The organism is Lewinella sp. (assembly GCF_050633125.1).
GTDB lineage: Bacteria > Bacteroidota > Bacteroidia > Chitinophagales > Saprospiraceae > Lewinella.
Genome location: NZ_JBOEFX010000222.1, coordinates 1,469 through 2,017 on the forward strand (window position 1 = coordinate 1,469; position 549 = coordinate 2,017).

Consider the following 549-nt stretch of genomic DNA (forward strand, 5'->3'; position numbering starts at 1 on the left):
TAGACACAGATGACCAAGGTGTCGATAACTTCTCCCTTAGCGGAACGACGCTAACCCTGGAGGTAGAAGATGACGGTCAAACACCACATACGGTAGACTTATCAGCTTTGCAAGATGGAACGGGCACGGATGATCAAAACCTGACGCTAACCGGCACCACTCTAAGTATCGAAGATGGAAACAGTGTTGATCTGGCTACTCTCGATACAGATGACCAAGGTGTCGATAACTTCTCCCTCAGTGGAACGACGCTAACCCTGGAGGTTGAAGATGATGGTCAAATACCACATACGGTAGATTTATCAGCTTTGCAAGATGGGACGGGCACGGATGATCAAAATCTAAGCTTATCGGGTAGTGTACTAAGTATCGAGGATGGTAATTCTGTAGATTTATCTGATTACGTAGGTAATAGTGAAGTGATTGCCCTTGTGACAACGGGGAACCCTATTGCAGAACACACCTCTGGTGATGGCACAGAGGTAGAACTCCAGGAAACAGTTACGACCATTGCGCTTGACGGCCCTAATTCTGAAATCAGATACACGG

1 pseudogene is annotated in these 549 nt (G+C 46.8%); it reads left to right on the forward strand.

Annotated elements, in window-relative coordinates:
- Window positions 1–549 (forward strand): annotated as a pseudogene (locus ACRBG0_RS28400) (hypothetical protein); the annotation flags it as partial.